Origin of the sequence: Variovorax sp. UMC13 (assembly GCF_014170375.1) — a bacterium.
In the GTDB taxonomy this organism is placed as follows: domain Bacteria; phylum Pseudomonadota; class Gammaproteobacteria; order Burkholderiales; family Burkholderiaceae_C; genus Variovorax.
This window is the reverse complement of the sequence record NZ_LZZW01000035.1, coordinates 20,214-44,142: the sequence shown is the minus strand read 5'-3', so window position 1 is coordinate 44,142 and position 23,929 is coordinate 20,214. Positions and strand designations below refer to the sequence as shown.

The following is a 23,929-nucleotide window of genomic DNA, read 5'->3' as shown; positions in this document are numbered from 1 at the left end:
CTCCCCTCCACGCCGCCCACGTCGATCGCCCATGACCCAGCCAGACCACGCCGCCGCCCTCCCGCCCATCGCCTTCATCGGAGGCGGCAACATGGCCAGCGCCATCCTGGGCGGGCTGATCCGACAGGGCCTGCCACCCGAAACCTTCGAGGTAGTCGAACCTTTCGAAGCCGCCCGTGCGCGCCTGGCCGCGCAGTTCGGCCTCGTCGCGCAGGCCGAGGCCGGCGCCGCGCTGGCCCGATGCAGGATCGTGGTCTGGGCCGTCAAGCCTCAGACCTTCGCCGAGGCGGCCCGGGCGGTGCAGCCCTGGACGCCCGACGCGCTGCACCTGAGCGTGGCCGCCGGCATCCCCTCCGACAGCATCGCCCGCTGGCTGGGCAGCGAACGCGTCGTGCGCGCCATGCCCAACACGCCCGCGCTGGTCGGCCAGGGCATGACCGGCCTGTTCGCCCGCCCGGCCGTCAGCGCCGAGGGCCGGGCCCAGGTCGAGCAGCTGCTGGCGCCGACCGGCGACCTGCTGTGGGTGGACGGCGAGGCCGCGCTCGACGCGGTGACGGCCGTCTCGGGCTCGGGCCCGGCCTATGTCTTCTATTTCATCGAGGCCATGACCGAGGCCGGCATCGAGATGGGATTGCCGCCGGAACAGGCGCAGCGCCTGGCGGTCGGCACCTTCACCGGCGCCTCGGCCCTGGCCCGCGCCTCGGAAGATCCGCCCGCGGTGCTGCGCGAGCGCGTCACCTCCAAGGGCGGCACCACCTACGCGGCGCTCAGCGCGCTCGAGGCGGCCGGCGTCAAGGCGCAATTCAAGGCCGCGATCCGCGCGGCCGAACGGCGGGCCGGCGAGCTGGCCAGGGAATTCGGCGCCGCCTAGAGGCCGCGCAGCGCGAAGTCGGCCACGATGCCGGCGAACACCGCGAAGCCCAGCCAGTGGTTCAGGCGGAAGGCCTTGAAGCAGCCGTCGCGCGTGCGCTCGCGGATCAGCGCGCCGTGCCACAGCGCCTGCGCCGCCGCGGCGGCCAGGCCGACGAAAAAGGGCAGGCCCAGCCCGGCCCGCAGGCCCACCACGCCCCAGACGACCAGGAACACCGCGTAGCAGAGCATCACCGCCGCCACGTCGAAGCGGCCGAAGGTGATGGCCGAGGTCTTCATGCCGATCTTGAGGTCGTCGTCGCGGTCGACCATCGCGTATTCGGTGTCGTAGGCCAGCACCCAGCCCAGGTTGCCGACCAGCAGCGCCCAGCCGTAGCCCGGCACGCGCGAGAACGCCTCGGTGGCCGGAACGTCGGGGCCGCCCGCGGCGCAGAAGGCCATCGGGATGCCGATCGAGAAGGCGATGCCCAGCACCGCCTGCGGCAGCGAGACGAAGCGCTTGGCGAAGGGATAGAGCAGGGTCACGCCCAGGCCGATGAAGGACCAGACGATCACCGCCGCATTGGTGGTGAGCGCCAGGCCGAAGGCCACCAGCGCCAGCACGGCGCCCAGCCCCAGCGCCTGTTGGACCGAGACCGCGCCGCTGGTGACCGGCCGTTGGGCGGTGCGCTTGACGTGGCGGTCGAAGTCGCGGTCGGCCACGTCGTTGACGCAGCAGCCGGCGCTGCGCATGAGGATGGTGCCGAGCACGAACACCGCCAGCAGGTGCCAGCCCGGCCAGCCGCCGGCCGCGAACCACAGCGCGCCCAGCGTGGGCCACAGCAGCAGCAGCCAGCCGGCGGGCCGGTTCCAGCGGATCAGGTCAAGGTACAGGGAAAGGCGGCTGGCAGCAGGCATTCGGCGGACAAAAAAAGAGCGGCCATTGTGCCGCTCCCGGTCCGGGCCCCGCAGGGCCGGTGCCGCCTGCTTATTCTTCCAGCAGCGAGCGCAGCATCCAGGCCGTCTGGTCGTGCACCGTGCAGCGCGCGGTCAGCATGTCGGCCGTCGGATCGTCGCCGGCTTCCTCGGCCACCGGGATGAACTCGCGCGCGATGCGCGACACGGTCTCGTGGCCCTTGACCAGGATGCGCACCATCTCCATCGCCTTGGGCGGCGTCTGCGGCACGTCGGGCACGGTGGCGATCTTGCTGAACTCGGCGTACGACCCCGGCGCGTAGTGGCCCAGCGCGCGGATGCGCTCGGCGATCACGTCGGTCGAGTTCCAGAGCTCGGTGTACTGGCCCATGAACATCGCGTGCAGCGAGTTGAAGTGCGGGCCGGTCACGTTCCAGTGGAAGTTGTGGGTCGTGAGGTAGAGCGTGTAGGTGTCGGCCAGCACGCGGCTCAGGCCTTCGGCGATGGCCGCGCGGTCCTGGCGTTCGATGCCGATGTTGATGATCGGTGCGTTGCGGCTGCCCGATTCCTGCGCGACCTGGGCGTCGCCCTTGGTCGGCACCTTGCCGGCGCCGGCCGCGGGCGCGCCCGCGACCAGCGGCTTCGCCTTCTTGGGGGATTTGTTGTTGCTCGGTGCTTTGGCCATGGCGATTCCTCGTTGACGGTGGATGGTGTACGGACGACGGGACGACTGTAGAGGCCGGCCGGCCCTGTCGCAACAGCGAGACTCTATCGCAGCCATTGGCCGCGGCCTCAGGAGAGCCGCTTCACGCCCGGCAGCTCGCACGCATAGATCGCATTGCGCAGCGCCGCGATCGCCTCGTATCGGGTGAAGCTGCGGCGCCAGGCCAGCACCACGCGGCGCGTCGGCGGCTCGCGCCCTTCGCCGTCGCGCACCGGCAGGTAGCGCACGATCTGCTCGGGCTCCTTGCGGCCCTTGGCCTTGGGCTTGAGCGCCTCGGCCGGCACCGACAGCCGCGGCACCAGCGTCACGCCCATGCCCGAGGCCACCATGTGCTTGATGGTCTCGAGCGAGGAGCCCTCGAAGCTCTTGCGAATGCCCTCGGCGTTGCTCGAGAAGCGCGCGAACTCGGGACAGACCTCGAGCACGTGGTCGCGGAAGCAATGGCCCGCGCCCAGCAGCAGCATGGTCTCGTTCTTGAGCTCGTCCGAACTGATCGACTCGTTGGCCGCCAGCGGATGGTTCACCGGCAGCACCGCGACGAAGGGCTCGTCGTAGAGCGCGGCGATGGCCAGGCCGGTGTCGGGAAAGGGCTCGGCCATGATGGCGCAGTCGATCTCGCCGGCGCGCAGCATCTCCAGCAGCTTGACGGTGAAGTTCTCCTGCAGCATCAGCGGCATCTGCGGCGTGCGCGCGATGTTCTGGCGCACCAGGTCGGGCAGCAGGTAGGGGCCGATGGTGTAGATGATGCCGAGGTTCAGCGCGCCCGCCAACGGGTCCTTGCCGCGCTTGGCGATCTCCTTGATGCTGGCCGCCTGGTCGAGCACGCTCTGCGCCTGCTGCACGATCTGCTCGCCCAGCGGCGTGACCGTGACCTCGCCCGCGCTGCGCTCGAACAGCTTCACCTCGAGTTCGTCCTCGAGCTTCTTGATGGCCACCGACAGCGTCGGCTGGGAAACGTAGCAGGCCTCTGCCGCCTTGCCGAAGTGCCGCTCGCGCGCCACTGCGACGATGTATTTGAGTTCGGTGAGAGTCATAGCTTGCGTCAATTATGCGCAAGGGGCCCCGACCCGCCCGGGCCGGGGGTCTACGAGAACCCGCGGCCGGCCGCTCAGCCGATGGCCGCGAGCACCGCGCCCGCCGCCACCGCCTCGCCCGCCGCGGCCGCGAAGGCGATGCGGCCGGCGCGGTGCGCGACCACCTGCATCTCCATCTTCATCGCCTCCATCACGGCCACGACCGCGCCCTGCGCCACCGTGTCGCCGTCGGCCACCTTCCAGCCCTGCAGCGTGCCCGACACCGGTGCGGCCAGCGCCGCGGCGTCGGCCACGCGCGCCTCGGCCGGCGCGATGCCCGGCCCGCACGCCACCGACGCCAGGCCGCTCAGCAGCACCGCCGGCAGGCCCAGCGCCAGGCGCCGGCCGTCGACCTCGATCGCGGTGCGCAGCAGCGCGGTGTCGGGCAGCGGGTCGGGACGCAGGGCCGCGGCCTCGCCGTTGGCGAAGTCGGTCTCGATCCAGCGCGTGTGCACCTTGAAGGCATCGGCCGAGACGAAGTCCGGATGCGCCATCGCCGCGCGGTGGAAGGGCAGCACCGTGGGCAGGCCCTCGATGCGGAATTCCTTGAGCGCACGGCGCGCCCGTGCGATGGCCTGTTCGCGCGTGGCGCCGCTGACGATCAGCTTGGCCATCAGCGAGTCGAAGCTGCCCGGCACCTGCGAACCCGCATCGACGCCCGTGTCCACGCGCACGCCCGGGCCCGAGGGTGCGTCGAAGACCTTGACCGGGCCCGGCGAAGGCAGGAAGCCGCGGCCCACGTCCTCGGCGTTGATGCGGAACTCGAAGGCATGGCCGCGCGGCACCGGCGTCTCGGTGATCGACAGCGGCAGGCCGTCGGCGATGCGCAGCTGCTCGATCACCAGGTCGAGGCCCGTGGTTTCCTCGGTCACCGGATGCTCGACCTGCAGCCGCGTGTTGACCTCGAGGAAGGAGATCGCGCCGCTCGCGCTCAGCATGAACTCGACCGTGCCCGCGCCGGTGTAGCCGGCCGCGGCGCAGATGTCGCGCGCCGACCGATGGATGCGCGCGCGCTGTTCGTCGCTCAGGAAGGGCGCGGGCGCCTCCTCCACCAGCTTCTGGTTGCGCCGCTGCAGCGAGCAGTCACGCGTGCCGACCACCACCACGTGGCCGTGCGTGTCGGCCAGCACCTGGGCCTCGACGTGGCGCGGGCGGTCGAGGAACTGCTCGACGTAGCACTCGCCGCGGCCGAAGGCGGTCACGGCCTCGCGCACCGCCGATTCGTAGAGGCCCTCGATCTCGTCGAGCCGCCAGGCCACCTTGATGCCGCGGCCGCCGCCGCCGAAGGCCGCCTTGATCGCGACCGGCAGGCCGTGCCGCTCGGCGAAGGCCCGCACCTCGGCGGCGCTCGTCACCGGGTCGGCCGTGCCCGCCACCAGCGGCGCGCCGACCTGCAGCGCGAGCTTGCGCGCCTGCACCTTGTCGCCCAGCATCGCGATCGCGGCCGGCGAGGGGCCGACCCAGGTCAGGCCGGCGTCGATCACGGCCTGCGCGAAGGCCGCGCTTTCCGACAGGAAGCCATAGCCCGGGTGCACCGCGTCGGCGCCGCTGCGCTGCGCGACCGCCAGCAGCTTGGCGATGTTCAGGTAGGTGTCGGCGGGCTTGTCGCCCTCGAGCCCGTAGGCCTCGTCGGCCATGCGCACATGCATCGCGTTCAGGTCGGCGTCGGCATAGACCGCGACCGATGTCACGCCGTGGTCGGCACAGGCGCGCACGATGCGCACCGCGATTTCGCCGCGGTTGGCGATCAGGAGTTTTTTCATCTGGAGGACTCTCAGGAGGCGATCGGGTGGAAGCGGATGCGCGCGCCCACCGGGATCTGGCCCGCGCGATCGAGGTGGTGGGTCGCGACGCAGGCGATCACGGGGTAGCCGCCGGTCAGCGGGTGGTCGGCCAGGAACAGCACCGGCTGGCCGCTGGGCGGCACCTGGAGCGCGCCGTAGGCCGTGCCCTCGCTGGGCAGCTCGGCGTGGTGGGCGCGCGCCAGCGGCACCTCGCCCGCGAGCCGGATGCCGACGCGGTTCGATTGCGGCGTGACGGCCCACGACTGGCTGCACAGCAACGCGAGCGCGTCGGGCGTGAACCAGTCGGTGCGCGGGCCCAGCACGATGTCGAGCACGACCTCTTCCTGCACCGTCGGCAGGTCGGCGGGTGGCGTCTCGGCCGCGCCGACCACCGCGCCCGCGGCCACCGCGCGCACCGGCAGCACATCGCCCGCGGCCAGGGCCGGCGGGCCGACGCGCGCCAGCGTGTCGGTCGACAGGCTGCCGAGCACCGGTGCCAGGTCGAAGCCGCCGCGCACCGCCAGGTAGCTGCGGATGCCGGCGCGCGGCTCGCCCAGCGCGAGCAGGTCGCCCTCGGCCAGCGCGATCGGCTGCCAGCGCGGCAGCGGCCCGCCGGCCCCGTCGGCACGCGTCAAGGTGACCGGTCCGTCGGCGCCGGTGATGGCGATCACCGCATCGCCGCGGCAGACCAGCTGGAAGCCGCCGTAGGCGATCTCCAGGCAGGCCATGTCCGAGGCGTTGCCCACCAGCCGGTTGGCGGCCTGCAGCGAGCGCTGGTCCATCGCGCCCGACGCGGACACGCCCTGCCCGGCCTGGCCATGGCGGCCGCGATCCTGCAGCAGCGCCTGCAGGCCGGGGGCGCGGATCTCGAGGGCGCTGCCCTTCGACGCCACAGGGCGGGCGGGCGCGGCGGCGGCCACGGCCACGGTCGCCACGCGCGGCTGCGCCGTGACATCCACGAAGCGCACCGTGTCGCCGGGCTGCAGCAGGGCCGGCTGCGCGCGCGACAGGTCCCACATCGGCGCATCGGTGATGCCGAGGATCTGCCAGCCACCCGGGCTGGCCTGCGGATAGACGCCGCTGAAGCGGCCCGCCAGGCCCACCGCGCCGGCCGGGATGCGCGTGCGCGGCACCTGGCGGCGCGGCACGTCCAGGCTCGGGTCGCCGCCCGAGAGGTAGGCGAAGCCGGGCGCGAAGCCGGTGAAGGCCACGGTGTAGTCGCTGCCCGTGTGGCGGCGCACCACGTCCTCGGGCGTGGTGCCCAGCAGCGCGGCGACTTCGGCGAGGTCCTCGCCGTCGTAGCGCACCGGGATCTCGATGCGCTTGTCGACGCGCGTCTCGCGGGCGTCGAGCCGGCGCTGGCCGATGCGCCGCCGGAGTTCGTCGGCCGCGATCGCCGCCGGCCGGAAGCTGACCAGCAGCGTGCGCGCCGCGGGCACCAGCTCCTCGATGCCCGCGATGGGTTCGGCGCGCAGCGAGGCCAGCAGCGCCAGCGTCTGCGGCAGGTCGTCGAGCTCGACCAGCAGCGCGTTCAGGTTGACCGGCAGGAAGCGCATCGTCATGCGGCGTCCACGAAGGAGCGGATGTGCACGCTCGCCTGCGCGAGCCGCGCGCGCACCTGGCGCGCCATCTCGACCGCGCCCGGGCTGTCGCCGTGCACGCAGACCGACTCGGCCTCGATGCGCACCGTGCTGCCGTCGATGGCCGTGACCACGCCCTCGGTGGCCAGGCGCAGCATGCGCTCGGCCACAAGGTCGGCGTCGTGCAGCACCGCGCCGGCCTCTCGCCGCGAGACCAGCGTGCCCTGGGGCGTGTAGGCCCGGTCGGCGAAGGCTTCGGCCACCGCGCGCAGGCCTTCGGCGCGCGCCCAGCCCAGCAGCGGCGAACCCGCGAGCGCCACCAGGCACAGCGTGGGATCGGTTTCGCGGATCGCCGCGATCACGTCGCGCGCCTGGCGCTGGTCGTGGGCGATGGTGTTGTAGAGCGCGCCGTGCGGCTTCACGTAGCGCACGGTGGTGCCGGCCGCGGCGGCCAGGCCCTTCAGGGCGCCGATCTGGTAGATCACGTCGGCGCGCAGGTCGGCGCTGTCCACGTCCATGTTGCGGCGGCCGAAGCCCACGAGGTCGCGGTAGGCCACGTGGGCGCCGACCGCGACGCCGCGCGCCTGGGCCTCGCGCAGCGTGCGCAGGATGCCGGCCGGGTCGCCCGCATGGAAGCCGCAGGCCACGTTGGCGCTGCTCACCAGCGACAGCATGGCGGCGTCGTCGCCCATGCGCCACACGCCCAGGCTCTCGCCCAGGTCACTGTTCAAGTCGATGTTCATCGTGTTCTCTCTCTCCGGCGCGCGGGCTGCGCGCGCCTCAGGGGTCATCAATGCAGGCGGCCGGCGGTCTCGCGCACGTCGTGGCGCACGGTCAGCGCGGTGCGGATCGCTACCCGCAGGGCCTCGACCTGGGCGCCGAGCGCCATGCTCGCCACGCCCGGCTTGGACGCAGCCTGCTCGGGCAGGTAGGGCACGTGCAGGAAGCCGCCGCGCGTGGAGGCGAGCGCGGACTGCGTCGCCAGCCGGTGCATCAGCGCATAGAAGATGTGGTTGCAGACGAAGGTGCCGGCGGTGTTGGACACCGCCGCCGGCAGGCCCGCGGCGCGCATGTCGCGCACCATGGCCTTGATCGGCAGCGTCGAGAAGTACGCGGCCGGACCGCCGGCCACCACCTCGACGTCGATCGGCTGCTGGCCCGCGTTGTCGGGGATGCGCGCATCGTCGACGTTCAGCGCCGCGCGCTCGAGCGAGACCTCGGTGCGCCCGCCGGCCGCGCCGAGGCACAGCACCAGGGTCGGCGCGGGGCCGGCCAGCGCCGAGTCGAGCGTGTCGATCGCGCGGCCGAACACGCAGGGCAGCTGCAGCGCCTGCACCACCGCGCCCTCGCAGGCCCAGCCGTGGAGCGCGCGGGCGATCTCCCAGGCCGGGTTGACGGGATCGTTCTCGAAGGGCTCGAAGCCCGCGACGAGCACGCGGGGTGGCGTGGCAACCGGGGTCATGGGCGGCACCTCAGCGGAACATCAGGAAGTACAGCAGGAAGATGTTGACCACCAGCAGCGCGGCCGCGGTCGGCACCTGCACCTTGATCACCGCGTTCTTGTCGGGCAGCTCCAGCAGCGCGGCCGGCACGATGTTGAAGTTGGCCGCCATCGGCGTCATCAGCGTGCCGCAGTAGCCCGAGAACATGCCGATGGCGGCCATCACGGCCGGGTCGCCGTGGTACACGCCCACCAGCACCGGCACGCCCACGCCGCCGGTCATCACCGGGAAGGCCGCGAAGCCGTTGCCCATGATGATGGTGAACAGCGCCATGCCCAGCACGTAGACCACCACCGCCACGAAGCGGATGTCCATGTTGATGTAGCTGGTGGTGATGTGCGCCACCGCCTTGCCCACGCCCGCGTCGGAGAACACCAGGCCCAGCATGCCCAGCATCTGCGGCAGCACCACGGCCCAGCCGAGCGCGTCGGTCAGGCGCCTCGACTCGCGCAGGCCCTGCACCGGCGTCTCGCGCGTCAGCCAGCAGGCCAGCGCCAACGCGATGACGCAGCCCACGCCCAGGCTCACCAGCGTGGTGTTCTTGGGGTCGAGCAGAAAGGCATCGCCGATCTTCACCTTGCTCATCAGCACGGTGCCGATCACCGTGACCAGCGGGATCGCCAGCGCGGGCATGAACAGCTTGTTGCCCAGGCGCGCGGCGCTGGCCTGGTACTGGGCCGGCGTGGGCTCGCGGTGCTTGCCCGCGCCGACGCCGCGCAGGCCGGCGATCACGGCCATCGTGATGGCGCCGGCGCCGACCACGGCGGGCGGCAGCTTGTCGCCGATCAGGAAGACCAGCGCGTAGAGCGCCCAGAACAGGCCGCTGGTGTAGCGCTTGGGATGCTGCCGGTCGGTCAGCGTCATGACGGCCGTGACCGCGAGGATCAGGCCGACCAGGATGTAGAGGTGCTGGATCGAGAGGACCATGATCAGCGGCCCTCTGGCGTGGCGACGGCGGGCACCACCGGCTGCGGCTCGCCCGCCATCTCGCGGGCGATCGACTGGTCGAGCCGGCGCAGGCGCCACGAATGGATCACGAAGGCGGCGATCGCGGTCGGGATGCCCCACAGCGCGATGTGCAGCGGCTCGACGTCGATGCCGGCCTCGTGCAGGAAGGTGCTCATCAGCACGATGGCGCCGAAGGCCACGAAGATGTCCTCGCCGAAGAACAGGCCCACGTTGTCGGTGGCCGCGGCATAGGCGCGCAGCTTGTGGCGCAGGCGCTCGGGCAGCTTGCCGTAGCGGGTCTCGGTGGCGCCCTCGGCCATCGGCGCGAGCAGCGGCCGCACCATCTGCGGATGGCCGCCCAGGCTGGTCAGGCCGATCGCAGCCGTGAGTTCGCGCGCCGCCAGGTAGACGATCAGCAGGCGGCCGGCGGTGGCCGATTTGATGCGGCTGATCCAGTTCTGCGCATGCTGGCGCAGGCCGTGGCGCTCGAGCAGGCCGATCACCGCCAGCGGCAGAAGAATGATCAGCGGCAGGTTGCGGGTCTTGATGAAGCCGGTGCCGATGGCCGTGAGGATGGCCATAGGGCCGAAGCCCGCGGCGGCAGCCGTCACGATGGCCGTGACGATCACCACCAGCATCGGATTGAAGCGCAGGATGAAGCCCGCAATGATCACGGCCACGCCGATCAGCGGCCACAGGTGAGGGATGTCAGGAGTCATGTTGGTCTTTCGTTTTGGGATTCAGCGACACCTTGCGCGGGAGCGCCGGCCACGCGGTTGATGCAAACCTCGTGCCAATGAATGAGCAATCGAAATTGTCTGATTCACTCATTTATCGCAGATTGTTGAACAATTACAGCGAGTGTGCCCAACAACAGTGCCCGGCTTGCCCCAGGAAAACCCTGAGATGGGTCATGTCGGCTGCGCTTTGGTGCATCGCCCCGTGCCACCGGTGGCGGCCGCGCGGCAGGCTGAAACTGCTGCAAACTCGCGGGTCCCCAGCACCTTTCCCCTTCCTCTTCTCTCCGGCATGACTTCACTGGCTTCCCCGACCTCCCCTGCCGCGCCCGCCGCCGGCACGCAGACGCTCAACGACCGGGTCGCGGAGCTCATCCGGCAGAAGATCGTGAAAGGCGAGTTTTCGCCCGGGCAGCGGCTATCGGAGGCCGCGCTGGCCGACAGCTTCGAGATTTCGCGCAACACGCTGCGCGAGGTGTTCCGCACGCTGACCAAGGAGGGGCTGCTCAAGCACGCGCCCAACCGCGGCGTGTTCGTGGCGGTGCCCAGCATCGCGTCGATCATCGACATCTACCGCGTGCGCCGGCTCATCGAATGCCAGGCGCTGGCCCAGGCCTACCCGCGGCACCCGGCCAAGAAGCACATGCGCGAGGCGGTCGAGATGGCGCTGCGCTGCCGCGACGCCGGCGACTGGCTGGGCGTGGGCACGGCCAACATGGAGTTCCACCAGGGCATCGTGGAACTGGCCGACAGCGAACGGCTGAACGTGCTGTTCGCGCACATCCTGGTCGAGCTGCGGCTGGCCTTCGGCCTCTTGAAAGACCCGGAGTTCCTGCACGCGCCCTACGTGGACATGAACACCAAGCTGCTGGAACTCATCGAGGCCGGCAAGTTCGCCGAGGGTGCGGCGGCGCTCAACGATTACCTGATCCACTCCGAGCGCATCGTGCTCGCGGTGTATGCGCGGCAGATGCCCGAGGGCGGCATCGACGGCTAGCGCCAGGCTACGCGCACTTCCTGTCGCTTCTCCAACCCCTTATCGGGGCAACTTCTGAGGCCCGGCTCGGTATTTCACGAAGGGGAAGAGGCGGTGCGTGCCCCTGGTTCCAGCTCCAGCTTCATGCCCTCGTGCGTGGCCTCGAAGCCCAGGCGCGCATAGAAGCGGTGCGCGTCGGTGCGGCGCTTGTCGGTCGTGAGCTGCACCAGCCGGCAATCGGCCGCGCGCGCGGTCTCGATGGCATGGGCGAACAGGCGTTCGCCGATCTCCTGCCCGCGGTGGGTGGAGGCCACGCGCACGCCCTCGATCTGCGCCCGCAGCGCGCCCTGGCGGGCCAGCCCCGGGATCACGATCAGTTGCAGGCAGCCGACCACGCCTTCGGGCAGCACCGCCACCCAGATCTCGTTGCCCGGCTGCGCTGCGATCTGGCGCCAGGCGGTGTCGTAGAGCGAGGCATCGGCCGGGCGCTCGCGCTGGGCGCCGAGCACGTCATCGGCCAGCAGCGCGGCGATGGCGGGGAGGTCGGCCTGCACGGCCGGGCGGATCTGGAGGGCGGTCATGGGGGCGTATGGCGTCGGAGGAAGGCCGATCATGCCCCCATCGCTCAGCGCCCCTTCACCGCCAGGTTCCACAGCGCCACCAGCTGTTCGTACTCGGCCGAGGCCGCTTCCTGGTCGAGCGGGAAGATCTTGATCGCGCCCAGGTCGGGCAGCGAGGTCAGCTTGGACACCGGGATGTCGGTGCGCACCGGGCGGCGGAAGTTCTTGACCAGCAGTTCCTGCTGCGTTTCCTTGCTCAGGAGGCCGTTATAGAGCGCGACGGCCGCGTCCATGTTCTTCGCGCCCTTGACGATGAACATGCCTTCGGGCGCGAGGTAGCTGCCCTCGGTCGGGTAGACCAGCTTGATCTCCTTCTGGCCGCCGGCCACGTACTCCTGCGCCGCGTACTCGATGGTCAGGCCCACCGGGTACTCGCCCGCGGCCACGCCCTTGTAGGTGCTGCCCGAGGAGGCGGTGACGACCGCATTGGCCGCCAGCTTGTCGAGGCCGTCGCGGCCGAACTGCTTGAGCAGGCCGTAGACCAGCATGTAGGCGGTGGCGCTCTTGCTCGGGTCGGTGATGGCGAACTTGCCCTTCCATTCGGGGCGCATCAGGTCCGACCAGGTCTTGGGCGCGGGCAGGCCCTTGAGCTGGCGCTCGTTGACCATCATCACCATCACGTGCACGTTGGTGCCGACCCACAGGTCGTTCGGGCCGCGGAAGATCGCGGGCACGGCCGCGAGGTCGGGCGACTTGTAGGGTGCCATCTGGTCCTTGTAGGCGCCCAGCGTGCCGAAGCCGCCGCTCCAGAGCACGTCGCCGCGCGGGCTCTTGGCCTCGGCCTGGATGCGCTTCATCAGCGTGCCGGTGCCGCCCGTGACCTGCTGCACCGTCAGCGCGGGCGTCTTCTTCTTGACCACGGCCAGCGCGGTCTCGACGGTCTCGGTGTTGTTGGACGAGTAGAGCACCACGGTCTGCGCGTGGGCGGCACCCACCGTGAGGGCCAGGGCCGCGATCGCGTATTTCGCCAGGGACTTGAAGGACATGAGAGGCTCTCCGGGTTGGGTTACTTGCTGGAAAAGAGATTGATGCGGAAGACCTTGATCGACACGATGATGGGCAGCAGGATCACGCTGACCAACGCCGCGCCGTAGGCCGAGGCCAGGCCCAGCCGGCCGCCGTCGACCTGGCGGAAGATCGCGATCGGCATGGTCTCGAGGCCGCCCGTGTAGACCACGATGGAAGCGGACAGCTCCGAGATCGTCGTCACCCACATCAGGATGGCGGCCGAGATGATCGAGGCCTTCATCGCCGGCAGCAGCACCTTGAAGAAGGTCTTGAGCGGCGACACGCCCAGGCTGATCGAGGCCTCCTCGATCGAGTCGGAGATGTTGAACAGCGTCGACGAGGCGTTGCGCACCGCGAAGGGCAGCCGGCGCACCGTGTAGCACAGCACCATGATCCCCGACGAGCCCGCGAGCACCAGCCAGCCGGTGTTGAAGGTCTGGACCAGCGCGATGCCCAGCACCGTGCCGGAGATGGTCAGCGGCAGCACCACGATGTAGTCCAGCAGCTGGGTGAAGGGGTTGCGCTTCTTGATCGTCAGGTAGCTCACCAGCACCGCGAAGGCCACGCCCGTCACCGTCGCCATCGAGGCGAACTTGAGCGAGTTGAAGATCGGCTCGGGGGCGCCGCGCAGCGCCCGCTCCAGGCTCGACAGCGACCACTGGCCCCAGCGCATCACCGGCCCGCTGGTCTCGGTGAACGCGCCCACGAAGACGATCAGCAGCGGCAGCATCGACAGCACGATGATCACGCCCACGCTGAGCGTGTAGAAGAGCGCCGCGCCCGAGCGCACGCGCAGCACGGCCGGCGCGCGGCCCTGGGTCATGGTGTAGACCTTGCGCTCCACCACCCGCTTCTGGAAGAACAGCACCACCGCCACGATGCCGATGGAGATCACCGACATCGCGCTCTGCAGCGCCGGGCTGCCGCCCATCTCGCCGACGAAGGCGTTGTAGGTCATGACCGAGAGCAGCGGCACGCGGCTGCCCAGCACCACCGAGAGCGCGAAGTTGCCCACCACCAGCGTGAACACCACCAGCGCGTTGACCAGCACCGCCGGCAGGATCACCGGCACCAGCACGCGCAGCTTGGTCACGAAGGGCGAGGTGCCCAGGCTCAGGCCGGCTTCCTCCAGCTGGCCGTCGAAGCCGCGCAATGCGGCCAGCACGCCCAGGTAGATGTAGGTGTAGTAGACCAGGGTCATGGAGAAGACCATGCCGGTCCAGCCGTAGAAGGTCGGCAGCTCGATGCCGAGGCCCGCGAACAGGTTGGTCACCAGCCCGTTGTTGCCCAGCAGCAGCAGCCACGACTGGCCCACGATGATCTCGGGGATCACGATGGTCATGATCGGCAGCACCGCCACCAGGTTCTTCAGCGGGAAGTCGTAGCGCGCCACCATGTAGGCGAAGGGCACGCCCACCGCCACCGTGCAGGCCGTGACCGACACGCCCAGCACCAGCGTGTTGCGGAAGGCCTGCAGGTACTCGCTGTCCTCGAGCAGCGTGACGAAGCCGGCCAGCGAGAACGCGCCCGACTCGTCGCGCACGCTGTTCACGAACAGCGTGCCCAGCGGATAGAAGACGAAGAACAGCAGCAGGACCAGGCTCAGCAGGGTCAGGAAACCCCAGGGCCACCATTTGATTTTCATGGCGTGCGTTCCCTGCTCAGGCGCTGACGACGCGGCTGTCGGCCGGCACCAGCACCTGCACCGCGTCGCCGGCCTGGAAGTCGGCCACCATGTTGCCCGCGTGCAGCTCGACCCGGATCTCCGAGTCGTCGTGCAGCCGGATGCGGTAGGCGGTCTTGAAGCCCAGGTACTGGCGCCGCAGCACCACGCCCGCGATCGCGTTGGGCACATGGGGCGCGGGCGCCATCAGCGACAGCGCCTCGGGGCGCGCGATCAGCGTGCCTTGCGCGCCCAGCGTGGGGCTGCCCTGGACGCCGTCGAGCTGCTGGCCGCACAGCCGGTAGCGCACATGCGCCGGCGCATCGCCCGCGGGCGCCTCGCCGCCGCGCTCGGCCGGCACGGGGATCACGTTGGCCGAGCCGATGAAGTCCGCCACGTAGGCATTGACCGGCGTGCCGTAGAGCTCCTCGGGCGTGCCCAGCTGCGCGATGCTGCCGCGGTCCATGATGGCGATGCGGTCCGACATCGCGAGCGCCTCTTCCTGGTCGTGGGTGACGAAGACGGTGGTGATGCCGGCCTCGCGCACCAGGTCGAGGATCACGTCGCGCATCTGCAGCCGCATCTTGGCGTCGAGGTTCGACAGCGGCTCGTCCATCAGCAGCACGCGCGGGCGGATCACCAGCGCGCGCGCCAGCGCGACGCGCTGGCGCTGGCCGCCGCTCATCTGCGCCGGGTAGCGGTCGGCCAGCGCCAGCAGGCTCACCTTGTCCAGCGCCTCGTTGACGCGGCGCGTGATCTCGGCCTTGGGCACCTTGCGCGCGCGCAGCCCGTAGGCCAGGTTGTCGAAGGCGGTCTTGTCGGGGAACAGCGCGTAGTCCTGGAACACCATGCCGATGTCGCGATGGTGGGTCGACACGCGCGTCACGTCGTCCTGGTCGAACAGGATGCGGCCGCCGTCGGGTTCGTTGAAGCCCGCGATGCAGCGCAGCAAGGTGGTCTTGCCGCAGCCGCTCGGGCCCAGCAGCGTGTAGAAGGCGCCATCCGGCACATGCAGCGACAGCTTCTGCAGCACCGTCTGATGGGCGAACTGCTTCACGACGTTGTCGATGGTGATGGAAGCCATGTCTCTGGATCAGGGTGAAAGAAGGCGCGATGCTAGGGGCCGCCCTGCCCCGCCACCAGCCGTATTTTTTGGGGCCGGCGGTTAGTTTTTCTGCAGGCTTCCCGGTCTACGATGCGCGCCGAGCCCCCCGCCGAAGGCGGCAAGCAACCCAGAACACAAGAAAGCGCATCGCACGCATGAGGAAGAGCAGCCCGTCCGCCAAGGCCCGCCGGTGGTGACCCGACGCCTGCCGCCGTTGAAGGCGCTGCGCGCCTTCGAGGCGGCGGCGCGCCATGCCAACTTCACCACGGCCGCCGACGAACTCAGCATCACCCACAGCGCCGTCAGCCAGCAGATCCGCCTGCTGGAGGACTACCTGGGTCAGCCGCTGTTCGCGCGCGAGGCCCGCGGCGCGAGCCTGCTGCCGCATGCGCGCGACTACTTCAACGAGGTGCAGGCCAGCCTGGACCGCATCGCCAGCGCCACCGCCGCGCTGAAGTCGCCCCACCAGCGCAGCACCCTGCGCGTGTGCACCACGCCCTCGCTGGCGATGAAGTGGCTGATCCCGCGCCTGGCCGGCTTCCAGGCGCTGGCGCCGCAGGCCGACGTGCAGCTGTCGACGCTGGGCCGCCAGTTCTTCGACCAGGCCGAGTCCGGCAGCGACGTGCTGGTGCGCCGCATGCCCATGCAGCGCCCCGAGCACAGCTGCGTGCGCTGCCTCGACGACCACCTGGTGCCCGTGGCCTCGCCGCGCTTCATCGAGCGCCACCGCATCGCGGGCGTGGCCGACTGCCTGGGCCATCCGCTGCTGCAGGCGGCCGGCAGCCAGGAGAGCTGGCCGCGCTGGTTCGAGCTGGCCGGCGTGCGCGTGCCGCCGCAGCTGCCGGGCCCGGTGTTCGACCACCACTTCCTCTGCATGCAGGCGGCCATGAACGACCTTGGCCTGGCGCTCGCGCCCTGGTGCCTGCTGCAGGAAGACATCCAGGCCGACCGGCTGCGCCTGGTGTTCCCCGAACCGCGCCTGCCGGCCTCCGGCGTCTATGCGCTGTACCGCAGCGAGGGGCCGGCGGCCACACTGGCGCGGCAGTTCGTCGACTGGCTGAGCACGCAACACTGGACAGCGCCATGAAGCTCCGCACCCCCCTCCCCGCCCCGCTGCGCCTGTCGGACTTCCGGCTGATCGCCTTCGACATGGACTCGACGCTGATCGATCTCGAGACGGTCGATGCGCTGGCCGAGATCGCGGGCTGCGGCGCCGAGGTCGCGGCCCTCACCGAGGCCGCGATGCGCGGCGAGATCGCCGACTACAAGACGAGCCTGCGCGAGCGCGTGGCCCTGCTGCGCGGCCTGCCGCTGTCGGCCCTGCAGACCGTGTACGACCGGCTGCACCTGAGCCCCGGCGCCGAGACCCTGATCGCCACCTGCCAGCGCGCCGGCCTGCGGGTGATCCTGCTGAGCGGCGGCTTCACCTTTTTCACCGACCGCCTGCGCGACCGCTTGCGGCTCGACGACACGCGCTCCAACGTGCTCGAGATCGAGGACGGAAAACTCACCGGCCGCATGCTGGCCCAGCCCTGGGGCGAGGTCTGCGACGGCGAGGCCAAGAAGGACAAGCTGCTCGAATGCTGCCGCGCGCTGGGCATCACGCCGGCCCAGGCCATCGCGGTGGGCGACGGCGCCAACGACCTGCCGATGCTGGGCGCGGCCGGGCTGTCGGTGGCCTACCACGGCAAGCCCGCGGTGCGCGCGCAGGCCATGGTGTGCATCGACGAAGGCGGGCTGGACCGGCTGCTCGATCTGTTCGAAGACGTGGGCTGAGTCAGGCCTTCAGATATTCGGCCTTGGTGCCCAGCCAGCGGTCGATGTGGCGCTGCGCCAGTTCGGGGTGTTTTTCCAGCATCACCGGCGCCAGCTCGCGCGCCCAGTCGAGCAGCAGCACGTCGGTCGTGAGGTCGGCGAAGCGCAGCAGCGGCGCGCCCGACTGGCGCGCGCCGAGGAATTCGCCGGGCCCGCGGATCTCGAGGTCGCGCCGCGCGATCTCGAAGCCGTCGCCGGTCTCGGCCATGGCCTTGAGCCGGGCCCGCGCGGTCTCGCCCACGCGGCCGCTGTCGCCCGGCGCGTAGAGCAGCACGCAGGCCGAGGCCGCGGCGCCGCGCCCCACGCGCCCGCGCAGCTGGTGCAGCTGCGACAGGCCGAAGCGCTCGGCGTGCTCGATCACCATCAGCGAAGCGTTTGGCACGTCGACCCCCACCTCGATCACCGTGGTGCTCACCAGCACCTGGATCTCGTTGGCGGTGAAGGCCGCCATCACCGCCGCCTTCTCGGCCGTGGGCATGCGCGAATGCAGCAGGCCGACCTGGACCGCGTCGCCCAGCGTGTCGGCCAGCTCGTCGCGGGTCTCGGTGGCGTTGCGCAGGTCGACCGCCTCGCTCTCCTCGATCAGCGGGCAGACCCAGTAGACCTGCCGGCCCTGCGAGATCTGCGACTGGATGCGGTCGATGACCTCGTCGCGCCGGTGCTCGGCCACCAGCTTGGTCACGATGGGCGTGCGGCCCGGCGGCAGCTCGTCGAGCGTGGAGACATCGAGGTCGGCGTAGTAGCTCATCGCCAGGGTGCGCGGGATGGGCGTGGCGCTCATCATCAGCAGGTGGGGTTCGAGGTCGCCGACGGCCTTGCCGCGCAGCGCGAGCCGTTGCGCGACGCCGAAGCGGTGCTGCTCGTCGATCAGCGCGAGCGCGAGGTTTTTGAAGCGCACCTTCTCCGAGATCACGGCATGGGTGCCGATCACCAGCGCGGCCTCGCCGCTCTCGACCGCGGCCGACATCTGCTCGCGCTCCTTCTTCTTCTGGCTGCCCGTGAGCCAGGCCACGCGCAGGCCGCGCGCGGCCAGCAGCGGATCGAGCCAGCCCACCAGCTTGCCGAAATGCTGGGCCGCCAGGATCTCGGTCGGTGCCATCAGCGCGCACTGAAAGCCCGCGTCGATGGCGCGCGCCGCCGCGAGCGCGGCCACCACGGTCTTGCCCGAGCCCACGTCGCCCTGCAGCAGCCGGTGCATCGGGATCTCGCGGCCGAGGTCGTGCGTGATTTCTTCGCCCACGCGCCGCTGCGCACCGGTCAGGCCGAAGGGCAGCACCGCGAGCAGCTGCGCATGCAGCGAGCTGGCCAGCGGCTCGGCCGACGACGGCAGCCTCGGCGCGCGCTGGGCCGCGCGCTCCAGCCGGGCCTGCAGCTGCGACAGCTGCTGCGCCAGCAGTTCCTCGGCCTTGATGCGCTGCCAGGCCGGGTGGCTGTGGTCCTCGAGCGCGGCCATCGACACGTCGGGCGTCGGGTAGTGCAGGAAGCTCAGCGAGGCGCGCAGGTCCCAGGCACCGCGCAGGCCGATCTGCACCGGGATGGTCTCGTCGAGCACCGCGCGCGCCAGGCCCGAGCGCACCTCGCGCCGCAGCACCGGCTGCGCCAGGCCGGCCACGGTCGGGTAGACGGGCGTGAGCGCGCTGGGCAGTGCGGTGCCCGCGGCCTTGATCGTGGGGTGCAGCATCTGCCGCCCGATGAAGCCGCCGCGCATCTCGCCGCGCACGCGCACCCTGGCGCCGACCGCGAGCTGCTTCTGCTGCGAGGGATAGAAATTGAAGAAGCGCAGCTGGCAGGTGTCGCTGCCGTCGTCGACCGTCACCACCAGCTGGCGGCGCGGGCGGTAGCTCACCTCGCTCTCGGTCACGACAGCCTCGAACTGGCCCAGGTCGCCCTCGCGCAGGTCGGCGATGCGCACGATGCGCGTCTCGTCCTCGTAGCGCATCGGCAGGTAGAGCGCGAAGTCGATGTCGCGCACCAGGCCGAGCTTGCGCAGCGCGCGCTGCACCAGGCTCAGGCCGGTGCCGGGCGGGCCCGCGGGTGCAGGCGCGGCAGGGCTTGCGGCGGTGGCGGGGGACGGGGTTTTCTTGGCGGGCACGGAGGGGCTTCTAGCGCGGACGGCAAAGGTCCGTCAAGGCGCTGCGCGCATCGGGGAACGCGAAGCGGAAGCCGGTCTGCAGCAGGCGCGCGGGCACCACGCGCTGGCCTTCGAGCAGCAGGTCCGCCTGTTCGCCCAACAGCAGCCGGACCGGCGCGGCGGGCGTGGGCATCCAGAAGGGACGGTGCATCACACTGGCGGCCGTGCGGGTGAATTCTTCCTGCGTGAGCGCGCCGGGCGCGGTGCAGTTGAAGGCCTGCGCGGCCGCACCGTTGGCGGCCTCCTGTTGTTCGGTCAGCGTCCACACATGGGCCATCGCGCGGATCACGTCATGCACATGCACCCACGACAGCCACTGCCGCCCGCTGCCCAGGCGCCCGCCCATGCCGAGCGCCACCGGCAGCAGCAGTTGCGGCAGCGAACCCTGGTGGCCCAGCACGAAGCCGAAGCGCATGCAGGCCACGTGCACGCCGTGCGCGACGGCGCCGCGCGCCGCCTGCTCCCAGGCCTGGCACAGCGTCGACATGAAGAGGTCCTGCGGCGGTGCGTCTTCGGCCAGCTCGGCGGTATCGCCCTGCGGCTGCACGCCGTAGTAGCCGATGGCCGAACCCGACAGCAGCAGCCAGGGCTTGCGCGGTCGCGTGGCGATCCACGCAACCAGCGTGCTCGTCAGGCCCGCGCGGCTCTGCATCAGCTGGCGCTGGCGCCGCTCGCTCCAGCGCTGGCCGAGGATGCGCGCGCCGGCCAGGTTGACGACCACGTCGACATCGTCGGTTGCCGGGATCTGCTCGAGCGCCTGCACGCAGCGCACCGCGCCGCCGAAGCCCCAGGCGGCCGCGCGCGCATCGCGCGTCCAGACCGTCACCGCATGGCCGTCGGCCAGCAGGTGGCGCACCAGGATCTGGCCGATGAAGCCGGTGCCGCCGGTCACCAGCACGCGCTGCGGCTTGTGGCCGAAGCGCACCGGCGCATCGACCGCGCGCTGTTCCTCCTGCGCGGTGCGACGGAACAGCGCATGCGCCGCCAAGCCGTCGCGCAGCCCCGAGAGGCCCACGCCCACCCCGCACAGCGCAAGAAAGGCGCCGAGCCAGCCTTGCGGCTGCCACACCAAGGCCGTGGGTTGTGCCGCCCAGTCCACCGCGTTCATCGCCAGCAGCGCGATGAACGCGCCGGCGTTGATGGCCAGCACCGTGTGCGTGACGCGCTCGGTGGGCGGCAGCAGGCGCTGCCGTCTTCGACCACGAAGTCCCACAGCGTGAGCACGATCTCGACGCCGAACACCGCGAGCAGCACCCCCGCCCACAGGCCGTGCCAGGCCCAGGACGACAGCCCGATGAACATCGCGCAGTAGATAGCCGAGCGCACGGCATGGATGGACAGCTCGCGCCGCGCGCTGTTTCGCTGCGCCAGCGCCTCGGTGCCTTCGTGGTGATAGAGCGTGTCGAAGGCGCCCATCACACCCTGGGCGGCCATGAGCTGCAGCGCCAGCAGGTGGGTGTCGAGGGTCATGCGGCCACCGTCTTCGGCGCGGCCACTTCCTCGAACACGCCGACCTGGGTGAAGGTGGTGCCCATCAGCCAGTGGCGGATCTCGATGCGGATGTTGAAGCGCTCCGGCGTCTCGTTGTGGTGCCAGAGGAAGGTCTTGCCCGGCGTGAGCAGGCCGGGCAGCGGAATGCGCCAGCCGAGCACGTCCCAGAAGTAGCCGTCGCTCTGGAAATGCAGGCTGCCGTTGTCTTCCACGCTCAGCACCAGCTTCATGCCCAGGCCCATGCCCACGTACTCCAGCACCTCGCCGCGTTCGCTCTCGCGCATGAAACTGGTGAACTGGATCGGTTGGCGGCCATGCAGCCGGTAGATGCGCTGCTTGTAGATGGCCGGGTCGTTCGGCCTGGCGTAGACCTGGATCTCGACCGGAAAGTCGGCGTCGCTGTAGGGAATCAGCGCGCCCTGGATCAGCGGCTGCGTCAGGTGGCCCAGCAGCTTGCCGAAGCGCGAGCAGCGCAGTTCGCTGAGTGCGCCCCGGTAGTGCAGCGCCTGGCCCGGCGACGGGTTCTTGTCGAAGCGCCGCCGGATGTCGGGATGCAGGCCCTGCCATCTGCGCCCGAGGATCTTCTTGAAGAGTTCGCCTTCGGAGGGGCCGCCGGGCGGGGGTGCAATGCGCGCGGCAAGTGAATCAGGCATGCGTCGATTCTGCCTCGGCCACCGGGCGCCATGCCCCCGTTTCGATGCCCTGTTTCCTGGCATGGGACAATTCCAGCCGCCTTCCCCTTTTCTCTCCTCATGCCTCCTTGGCACGGGCCCGTCCGGCCCTCAAGCACCATGCGCGCCTTCACGCTCTCCGATTTCGATTTCGACCTGCCCCCCGAACTGGTGGCACAACACCCGGCCACCGAACGCACCTCCTCCCGCCTGCTCGACGGCACGGGCGACACGCCGGTCGACCGCATCTTCCGCGACCTGCCCGGCCTGCTGCGCAGCGGCGACCTGCTGGTCTTCAACGACACCCGCGTGGTCAAGGCCCGGCTGTTCGGCGAGAAGCCGACCGGCGGCAAGCTCGAGCTGCTGGTCGAGCGCGTGCTGACCGGCCAGGAAGTCGTGGCCCACATGAAGGTCAGCAAGAAGCCGCCCGTGGGCACCGTGCTGCAGATGGTCGGCGGCTTCAGCGCCACCCTGCTCGGCCGCTGGCCCGAGGACGACGGCGCGCTGTTCCGCTTCGCCTTCGAGAGCCCGGCCGGCGAGGACCCCTATGCGCTGATGGCGCGCTGCGGCCACGTGCCGCTGCCGCCCTACATCGAGCACAGCGATTCGGCCGAGGACGAGAGCCGCTACCAGACCGTGTTCGCGCGCGTGCCCGGCGCGGTGGCCGCGCCGACCGCCGCGCTGCATTTCGACGAAGGCCTGCTGGCCCAGCTCGAAGCGCGCGGCGTGCAGCGCGCCAGCGTCACGCTGCACGTGGGCGCGGGCACTTTCCAGCCGGTCAAGACCGAGAACATCGCCGAGCACACCATGCATGCCGAGCGCTACGACGTGCCCGAGGCCACGCAGCGCGCGATTGCCGAATGCAAGGCCCGCGGCGGCCGTGTGGTCGCGGTCGGCACCACCACCGTGCGCACGCTCGAATCGTGGGCCAAAAGCGGCGAAGCCTCGGGCGACACCCGCATCTTCATCACGCCGGGCTTCGCCTTCGCGCACGTCGACCTGCTGCTGACCAACTTCCACCTGCCCAAGAGCACGCTGATGATGCTGGTGAGCGCGCTGGCCGGCTACGAGCGCGTGATGGCGCTCTATGCGCACGCGATCGAGAACCGCTACCGCTTCTTCAGCTATGGCGACGCCATGCTGCTGGCACGACAGGACTGAACATGCTGAACTTCGACCTCCTCACCACCGACCCCGACAGCCACGCACGCCGCGGCACGCTCACGCTCAACCACGGCAAGGTGCAGACGCCGATCTTCATGCCCGTGGGTACCTACGGCACCGTCAAGGGCGTGATGCCGCGCAGCCTCGAGGAGATGGGCGCGCAGATCATCCTGGGCAACACCTTCCACCTGTGGATGCGGCCCGGCCTCGACGTGATGGCCAGCTTCGGCGGGCTGCACGGCTTCGAGAAATGGGACAAGCCCATCCTCACCGACTCGGGCGGCTTCCAGGTCTGGTCGCTGGGCGCGATGCGCAAGATCAGCGAGGAAGGCGTGAAGTTCGCCTCGCCGGTCAACGGCGACAAGCTGTTCCTCACGCCCGAGGTCTCGATGCAGATCCAGACCATCCTCAACAGCGACATCGTCATGCAGTTCGACGAGTGCACGCCCTACGACACCAACGGCCACATCACGACCGAGGCCGAGGCCCGCACCTCGATGGAGCTGAGCCTGCGCTGGGCCAAGCGCTGCCAGGCCGAGTTCGAGAAGCTGGAGAACCCGAACGCGCTGTTCGGCATCGTGCAGGGCGGCATGTTCGAGAACCTGCGCGAGGAGTCGCTGGCCGCGCTGGTCGAGATGGACTTCCCCGGCTATGCGATCGGCGGCGTGAGCGTGGGCGAGCCCAAGGCCGAGATGCTGCACATCATGGGCCACACGCCGCACCGGCTGCCGGCCCACAAGCCGCGCTACCTGATGGGCGTGGGCACGCCCGAGGACCTGGTGCAGGGCGTGGCCGACGGCGTCGACATGTTCGACTGCGTGATGCCCACGCGCAATGCGCGCAACGGCACGATGTTCACCCGCTTCGGCGACCTCAAGATGCGCAACGCGCGCCACAAGAGCGACCCGCAGCCGGTTGACCCGAGCTGCACCTGCCACGCCTGCGCGGGCACCTCGGGCGTGTCGTGGAACGACGGCGGCCGCGAAGGCTTCAGCCGCGCCTACCTGCACCACCTCGACCGCTGCGGCGAAATGCTCGGCCCGATGCTGTGCACCATCCACAACCTGCATTACTACCTGAACCTGATGCGCGAGATCCGCGAGGCGCTCGACGCCGGGCGCTTCACCGAATTCCGCGCGCAGTTCAAGGCCGAGCGCGCGCGCGGCGTCTGAG

At 70.5% G+C, this 23,929-nt stretch carries 23 protein-coding genes; 6 read left to right on the top strand and 17 right to left on the bottom strand.

The window, feature by feature from the left end; all coding sequences use genetic code 11:
• Positions 1 to 31 precede the first annotated feature (31 nt).
• Positions 32 to 871 carry a pyrroline-5-carboxylate reductase gene (proC, locus tag A9977_RS29185; protein WP_183028310.1) on the top strand — a complete coding sequence of 280 codons (840 nt, stop codon included), beginning with the start codon at positions 32 to 34 and terminating at the stop codon, positions 869 to 871.
• On the opposite strand, the gene ubiA is transcribed toward proC, so the two are convergent.
• From ubiA to A9977_RS29140, 9 genes are all read right to left on the bottom strand, one after another.
• Positions 868 to 1,767 carry a 4-hydroxybenzoate octaprenyltransferase gene (gene ubiA / locus A9977_RS29180; RefSeq protein ID WP_183028309.1) on the bottom strand — a complete coding sequence of 300 codons (900 nt, stop codon included), beginning with the start codon at positions 1,765 to 1,767 and terminating at the stop codon, positions 868 to 870. The genes proC and ubiA overlap by 4 nt on opposite strands.
• A gap of 70 nt (positions 1,768 to 1,837) precedes the next feature.
• Positions 1,838 to 2,449, bottom strand: a complete 612-nt coding sequence (locus A9977_RS29175; protein ID WP_259652208.1) for a Dps family protein — start codon at positions 2,447 to 2,449, stop codon at positions 1,838 to 1,840.
• Between the two features lie 107 nt (positions 2,450 to 2,556).
• Complete coding sequence (locus A9977_RS29170; protein ID WP_183028308.1) at positions 2,557 to 3,522, bottom strand: LysR substrate-binding domain-containing protein; 966 nt, start codon at positions 3,520 to 3,522, stop codon at positions 2,557 to 2,559.
• Between the two features lie 74 nt (positions 3,523 to 3,596).
• Positions 3,597 to 5,324 (bottom strand): biotin carboxylase N-terminal domain-containing protein, encoded by a 1,728-nt coding sequence (locus tag A9977_RS29165; RefSeq protein WP_183028307.1) that lies wholly within the window; start codon positions 5,322 to 5,324, stop codon positions 3,597 to 3,599.
• An 11-nt stretch (positions 5,325 to 5,335) separates the two neighbouring features.
• The gene (locus A9977_RS29160) at positions 5,336 to 6,901 is read right to left on the bottom strand and encodes an urea amidolyase family protein (protein WP_183028378.1); all 1,566 of its coding nucleotides are present in this window, start codon (positions 6,899 to 6,901) and stop codon (positions 5,336 to 5,338) included.
• A gap of 2 nt (positions 6,902 to 6,903) precedes the next feature.
• The gene (locus A9977_RS29155; RefSeq protein ID WP_183028306.1) at positions 6,904 to 7,668 is read right to left on the bottom strand and encodes a LamB/YcsF family protein; all 765 of its coding nucleotides are present in this window, start codon (positions 7,666 to 7,668) and stop codon (positions 6,904 to 6,906) included.
• 47 nt (positions 7,669 to 7,715) lie between these two features.
• Positions 7,716 to 8,387: a pyroglutamyl-peptidase I gene (gene pcp, locus A9977_RS29150; protein WP_183028305.1), complete on the bottom strand. Its 672-nt coding sequence runs from the start codon at positions 8,385 to 8,387 to the stop codon at positions 7,716 to 7,718.
• A gap of 10 nt (positions 8,388 to 8,397) precedes the next feature.
• A complete protein-coding gene (locus A9977_RS29145; RefSeq protein ID WP_183028304.1) occupies positions 8,398 to 9,354 on the bottom strand; it encodes a DUF979 domain-containing protein in 957 nt (318 codons plus the stop codon).
• 2 nt (positions 9,355 to 9,356) lie between these two features.
• The gene (locus A9977_RS29140) at positions 9,357 to 10,094 is read right to left on the bottom strand and encodes a DUF969 domain-containing protein (RefSeq protein WP_183028303.1); all 738 of its coding nucleotides are present in this window, start codon (positions 10,092 to 10,094) and stop codon (positions 9,357 to 9,359) included.
• A gap of 310 nt (positions 10,095 to 10,404) precedes the next feature.
• Between A9977_RS29140 and A9977_RS29135 the strand changes: the two genes are divergently transcribed.
• Entirely contained in the window at positions 10,405 to 11,109 is a 705-nt protein-coding gene (locus A9977_RS29135; RefSeq protein ID WP_183028302.1) for a GntR family transcriptional regulator, read from the top strand.
• Between the two features lie 74 nt (positions 11,110 to 11,183).
• Here A9977_RS29135 and A9977_RS29130 read toward each other — a convergent pair whose 3' ends face one another.
• From A9977_RS29130 to A9977_RS29115, 4 genes are read right to left on the bottom strand one after another with little or no spacing between them, the layout of a single operon-like run.
• Complete coding sequence (locus A9977_RS29130) at positions 11,184 to 11,669, bottom strand: GNAT family N-acetyltransferase (protein ID WP_183028301.1); 486 nt, start codon at positions 11,667 to 11,669, stop codon at positions 11,184 to 11,186.
• 44 nt (positions 11,670 to 11,713) lie between these two features.
• On the bottom strand, positions 11,714 to 12,694 hold the full coding sequence (locus tag A9977_RS29125) for an ABC transporter substrate-binding protein (RefSeq protein ID WP_183028300.1): 981 nt from the start codon (positions 12,692 to 12,694) through the stop codon (positions 11,714 to 11,716).
• A 20-nt stretch (positions 12,695 to 12,714) separates the two neighbouring features.
• Complete coding sequence (locus tag A9977_RS29120) at positions 12,715 to 14,361, bottom strand: iron ABC transporter permease (RefSeq protein ID WP_183028299.1); 1,647 nt, start codon at positions 14,359 to 14,361, stop codon at positions 12,715 to 12,717.
• A gap of 16 nt (positions 14,362 to 14,377) precedes the next feature.
• Entirely contained in the window at positions 14,378 to 15,463 is a 1,086-nt protein-coding gene (locus tag A9977_RS29115; RefSeq protein WP_183028298.1) for an ABC transporter ATP-binding protein, read from the bottom strand.
• Positions 15,464 to 15,674: 211 nt separating this feature from the next.
• Between A9977_RS29115 and A9977_RS29110 the strand changes: the two genes are divergently transcribed.
• Both A9977_RS29110 and serB read left to right on the top strand, forming a co-directional pair.
• Positions 15,675 to 16,571: a LysR substrate-binding domain-containing protein gene (locus A9977_RS29110; RefSeq protein WP_183028297.1), complete on the top strand. Its 897-nt coding sequence runs from the start codon at positions 15,675 to 15,677 to the stop codon at positions 16,569 to 16,571.
• Entirely contained in the window at positions 16,568 to 17,260 is a 693-nt protein-coding gene (gene serB / locus A9977_RS29105) for a phosphoserine phosphatase SerB (RefSeq protein ID WP_183028296.1), read from the top strand. Before A9977_RS29110 ends, serB begins: the two co-directional genes overlap by 4 nt.
• A 1-nt stretch (position 17,261) precedes the next feature.
• On the opposite strand, the gene recG is transcribed toward serB, so the two are convergent.
• From recG to A9977_RS29090, 4 genes are read right to left on the bottom strand one after another with little or no spacing between them, the layout of a single operon-like run.
• On the bottom strand, positions 17,262 to 19,391 hold the full coding sequence (gene recG / locus A9977_RS29100) for an ATP-dependent DNA helicase RecG (RefSeq protein WP_183028295.1): 2,130 nt from the start codon (positions 19,389 to 19,391) through the stop codon (positions 17,262 to 17,264).
• Between the two features lie 10 nt (positions 19,392 to 19,401).
• Positions 19,402 to 20,580 (bottom strand): TIGR01777 family oxidoreductase, encoded by a 1,179-nt coding sequence (locus A9977_RS29095; RefSeq protein WP_405054716.1) that lies wholly within the window; start codon positions 20,578 to 20,580, stop codon positions 19,402 to 19,404.
• On the bottom strand, positions 20,535 to 20,900 hold the full coding sequence (locus tag A9977_RS34800) for a hypothetical protein (RefSeq protein WP_405054715.1): 366 nt from the start codon (positions 20,898 to 20,900) through the stop codon (positions 20,535 to 20,537). Before A9977_RS34800 ends, A9977_RS29095 begins: the two co-directional genes overlap by 46 nt.
• Positions 20,897 to 21,574, bottom strand: a complete 678-nt coding sequence (locus A9977_RS29090) for a DUF4166 domain-containing protein (RefSeq protein WP_183028294.1) — start codon at positions 21,572 to 21,574, stop codon at positions 20,897 to 20,899. The genes A9977_RS34800 and A9977_RS29090 overlap by 4 nt, the downstream gene beginning before the upstream one ends.
• 138 nt (positions 21,575 to 21,712) lie before the next feature.
• Between A9977_RS29090 and queA the strand changes: the two genes are divergently transcribed.
• The gene (gene queA, locus A9977_RS29085) at positions 21,713 to 22,753 is read left to right on the top strand and encodes a tRNA preQ1(34) S-adenosylmethionine ribosyltransferase-isomerase QueA (RefSeq protein WP_183028293.1); all 1,041 of its coding nucleotides are present in this window, start codon (positions 21,713 to 21,715) and stop codon (positions 22,751 to 22,753) included.
• Positions 22,754 to 22,755: 2 nt separating this feature from the next.
• Positions 22,756 to 23,928 carry a tRNA guanosine(34) transglycosylase Tgt gene (tgt, locus tag A9977_RS29080; RefSeq protein ID WP_183028292.1) on the top strand — a complete coding sequence of 391 codons (1,173 nt, stop codon included), beginning with the start codon at positions 22,756 to 22,758 and terminating at the stop codon, positions 23,926 to 23,928.
• Position 23,929 lies beyond the last annotated feature (1 nt).